Source organism: Methylobacterium sp. J-048 (assembly GCF_022829515.1).
In the GTDB taxonomy this organism is placed as follows: Bacteria; Pseudomonadota; Alphaproteobacteria; order Rhizobiales; family Beijerinckiaceae; genus Methylobacterium.
Genome location: NZ_JAKSYL010000304.1, coordinates 1 through 3,819 on the forward strand (window position 1 = coordinate 1; position 3,819 = coordinate 3,819).

The following is a 3,819-nucleotide window of genomic DNA, read 5'->3' on the forward strand; positions in this document are numbered from 1 at the left end:
TCGCCGGCACGCCGCTGAGCGTGCGCGGGATCGGGCCTCGACCCACCGCGATCAGCGTCCGCAGACTCCGGGTGGCGTAGTAGTTCGCCCTGCGCATGTCGTGGGTGGCACGGCGGACCCGCCTCGTGTGCCACCATGCCACCGCGATGATGAACGGGCTGATCAGGCGCATGGCTTCCTCCCCCATATCGCGTCCAGATCCTCAAGCAGATCGTCGCGTGCCCAATCGAAGGTCATGCCGTAGCGGTGGCGAAGCTTGATCGCTTCGAAGCTCACCAGCCGCAGGTCGCGATAGGGCTCGTACATCTCCTCAAGGATCGCATCGAGATCGTCAGCCGGACGGCGCGCCTCGATATAGGCGAACCATTCCGGTAGCTTTTCATGCTCGGGCTTGTAGCGCCCTCGTCCCCGTGCCTGCTCGTAGATCGCATAGGGTTCATGACTCAGAGCCCAGAGCCGATCGTACTCATCCAATAACGCAACCATGCGAGGCGCGACGGCGAGGAACTGGGCTTCATGGTCCGGCAGGTTCTTGGGGCCTGAAGGTAGGGCCATGACGACCCCACCTGTCAGTGGGGCGGCGAGGATGGCGCCGAGTGCGGCGGGTCGCGACACTCATGGCTGCCCTCCCGCTGCTTGGTGAGCCCGATTCCACTTGGCGTCGATCCGTTCGCCAAGTTCGGTAAGGGGCTTCCCGATCACCCATAGGACGCCCGGATCGATGTTGCAGGACACGGTGCCAAGGAGCCGAACAACCTCACCCCAACGAGCCACATCGGCAACATCGTCTTCCATGTCGCTGATAATCGAGAACAGCTGATCGCGGACGCTCATGCGCGCCTCCCGAAGCTGTCCTGCGCGTAGGCACCGCCATCCATGAACGTTGGCTGCGACCAGCCCTCCACCGTCTCCGGCTCGCGCTCGTCATCGTTCTCAAGATCGCTGCCGGACCACTCGTCCCCAGCCAGGATGGAGGCGTTGACGGTGAGGCCGCACAGGCTCGGCTCTCGGTCCGGCTCCTCATCGTGCGGCTCATCTTGGATGTCGCCGCCGTGTTCGTTCTCGTGCTCGCGATCGTCGCCGGCATCTTCCTCGCGGTCGTCTCCGCTGCCGTAAACCCAATCGATGGCTGGGCCGACGGTGAAGGGCTCGGAAGCCCCAAGGCACGGCTCGGCCTCCGGGTCGGGGTCGAGCGCATCTAATAACGCCAAGTCCGCTTCAATCCGGTCGGCAATGCGGCGGCGCAGCTGACGAACGCGCTGGTGGTCGGCCCCGTCTTGCTTGACGAAGTAGCGGATCAGACCCTCGCGGATGGCCTCGATCGCGGCGTCGGCGGCCGGTAGCGGTTCGGCCGCTCGCATGGCTTGGATGGCCCTGGAGACGGGGCCCAGCTGCCTGCCGGACCCCTGGCCTAATAAGGGCCGCAGGTTGCCGGACTGGGGTAATAAGGGCGTGCGTGTGCTATGAGCGTGACTAGCCATTGACGGAGATCCCAGACGTTGAGGGCTAGGCCTGCTGCGGTGCTCGAACACCTTGGCAGGCCGCTTGAGATTCAGCAGCGATTTCGCTACTGTGTTGCGAACATACGCACTGCTTTTGCGGTGTCAATGCGAATTCGCAGCAAGGACGCGATTTTGACGCCCGCTCAATGTAAGATGGCCCGGGCCGGGCTTGGGATTGGCATCCGCGAACTGGCCGATCAGGCTCAGGTCTCGACCAACACGGTGTCGCGCTTTGAGGCTGGCGAAGAGCTTAAGGGCCGAACCGTCGCCGCCCTACAGGCCGCTCTCGAAGCCGCTGGCGTCATCTTCATTGAGGAGAACGGCGAGGGGCCTGGGGTGCGGCTGCGAAGACCCAGTGCGGAATAAAAATTTTCTGAGGTTGTGCCCGAGCTGTTGGCATTATTGTTTTAGGTGCTACTGACCCATGTTGGAAGATAGACTAATCGCGCTAGTTGAAGACTTGCGTCGTCTTCCGGCGGAATTACCTTGGGTGGAATTCAAAAAGAACAACTATCAATCTCAGATGATAGGCAAATCAGTTTCTGCGTTGGCTAACTCGGCAAGACTCGCCGATAAGGAAGTTGCGTATCTTGTTTGGGGAATTGAAGACGAGACACATGAGATAGTTGGGACTGATTTTGAGGTGGCGAGGGAAACTGTTGGGAAAGACCCTCTCGAAATGTGGCTTGCAAAAATGCTGGATCCGCGACCTCATTTAGTATTCCATAGCCTCACAACGGGCGAAGGTAAAGTTGTTGTTCTTGAAATTCCGGCTGCTAGTCACGCGCCTGTGACTTTCAATAGACAGGCATATATTAGGGTAGGTAGCGCAACAACACTTTTATCAGATCACCGCGATAAAGAGGGCGCTCTTTGGTCAAAAATACAAGCTTTCGCTTGGGAACGTGGCGTATCAAAACATTTTCAGTCTACTGAGGAAGTGATAGATTTATTAGATGCGGACTCCTATTTCGAATTGACCAAGCAACCTAAGCCTTTTGAAACAGAAAAAATGTTACTTCGCCTTGCTGAGGACTTTTTGATAGCCCCCGATGTCGGTGGTAAATGGAAAATACTTAATTTAGGTGCAATATTGTTTGCTCATAGGCTCGACGCTTTTGAAAATATAGATAGAAAAGCCATTAGAGTAATTGAATATAGCGGAAAAGATCGCATCAACACAAAGCGAAGAAGGATCGGCAATAAAGGTTATGCCTCTGGATTTGAAGGTCTACTAGGATATATTAATAGGCTTTTGCCTCTGAATGAGCATATCGGGCAGGCGTTCCGTGAGGAGCGGAGAATTTATCCCGAAATTGCCGTGCGAGAATTGGTTGCAAATTCGTTGATACACCAAGATATGACAATACGGGGCTCTGGCCCCATGATAGAGATATTTGACGACAGAATGGAAATTACAAACCCCGGGCCAAGCTTGAACGATCCTCAGAGGATCATAGATCTTCCTCCGAGATCGCGAAACGAAAATCTGGCTTCAATTATGAGACGAATGAAAATCTGCGAAGAGCAGGGCACAGGTATAGACAAAACTGTAAACGCTGCGGAAATATTTCAACTGCCTCCACCGGATTTCCGGACCGAAGGTGATAACATGAAGGCCATCCTGCTCGCGCCAAGGCAGTTTGGTGAAATGACACAGGCCGAACGAGTGAGAGCCGCATATCAACACGCGGTTTTGAAGGTGCTAGCTAACTCAAAAATGACGAACAGCTCGCTTTGCGACCGACTCGGCATAGCCAGACAGAATGCCGCTCAAGCTTCGCGGATTATCAAGGATGCGCTAAAAAGTGGCCTGATCCGCCCCGCCGATCCGGACGCCCCACGGGCCGGGTATGTTCCTCAGTGGGCCTAGTTCTTGATCGGGTTTTGATCGGGCATCGTGAGGCCGACCTAAGCCCATGGCAGTGATAGCGTTTTTGCGCCGTTAGGCTGTCTTTTTCTCTTGATCGGGTCTTGATCGCACGGGGAAACCGGTGATTGGCAAGCCGACAGCGACCCAAGGCCGCTGGCCGCCGCAAAGGAGTAAATGTTTTCGTCAACCGCTTTCTGCCCCCCCCCCCCCCCCACCCCCCCCCACCCCGCTCCGTTGCCAAGCGTGCCCATCTTCCTAATCCACCACCACCGCATCTCCCCCCCCCCCCCCCCCCACCCCCCCCCCCCCCCCCCCTCCCCCCTCCCCTCCCTGTCGGCCAGAGCCGCTGCGTGCGCCCCCCACCACATCCCTCCCCCCTCCTCCCCAGCCAACCACCGCCACCACCATCTCCCCGGCCCCCATCCTGCACACCTCCCCACCCCC

At 57.5% G+C, this 3,819-nt stretch carries 5 protein-coding genes; 2 read left to right on the forward strand and 3 right to left on the reverse strand.

Annotation, left to right across the window (positions count from 1 at the left end; all coding sequences use genetic code 11):
- Window positions 1-162: 162 nt before the first annotated feature.
- The 3 genes from MKL09_RS31450 to MKL09_RS31460 are packed head-to-tail and all read right to left on the reverse strand — an operon-like array spanning window position 163 to window position 1,361.
- Entirely contained in the window at window positions 163-615 is a 453-nt protein-coding gene (locus MKL09_RS31450) for a hypothetical protein (RefSeq protein WP_244025871.1), read from the reverse strand.
- Complete coding sequence (locus MKL09_RS31455; protein WP_244025872.1) at window positions 616-834, reverse strand: hypothetical protein; 219 nt, start codon at window positions 832-834, stop codon at window positions 616-618.
- Window positions 831-1,361: a hypothetical protein gene (locus MKL09_RS31460; protein ID WP_244025873.1), complete on the reverse strand. Its 531-nt coding sequence runs from the start codon at window positions 1,359-1,361 to the stop codon at window positions 831-833. The genes MKL09_RS31455 and MKL09_RS31460 overlap by 4 nt, the downstream gene beginning before the upstream one ends.
- A gap of 159 nt (window positions 1,362-1,520) precedes the next feature.
- On the opposite strand from MKL09_RS31460, the gene MKL09_RS32445 reads away from it, so the two are divergent.
- Window positions 1,521-1,868 carry a transcriptional regulator gene (locus tag MKL09_RS32445; protein WP_409567028.1) on the forward strand — a complete coding sequence of 116 codons (348 nt, stop codon included), beginning with the start codon at window positions 1,521-1,523 and terminating at the stop codon, window positions 1,866-1,868.
- 58 nt (window positions 1,869-1,926) lie between these two features.
- Window positions 1,927-3,375, forward strand: coding sequence for an ATP-binding protein (locus tag MKL09_RS31470; RefSeq protein ID WP_244025874.1), 1,449 nt, complete (start codon window positions 1,927-1,929; stop codon window positions 3,373-3,375).
- Window positions 3,376-3,819 lie beyond the last annotated feature (444 nt).

Coding starts and splice junctions, on each gene's coding strand:
- MKL09_RS31455 (WP_244025872.1), bottom strand. CDS start 834: ATGAGCGTCCGCGATCAGCTGTTCTCGATTATCAGCGACATGGAAGAC.
- MKL09_RS31460 (WP_244025873.1), bottom strand. CDS start 1,361: ATGCGAGCGGCCGAACCGCTACCGGCCGCCGACGCCGCGATCGAGGCC.
- MKL09_RS31470 (WP_244025874.1), top strand. CDS start 1,927: ATGTTGGAAGATAGACTAATCGCGCTAGTTGAAGACTTGCGTCGTCTT.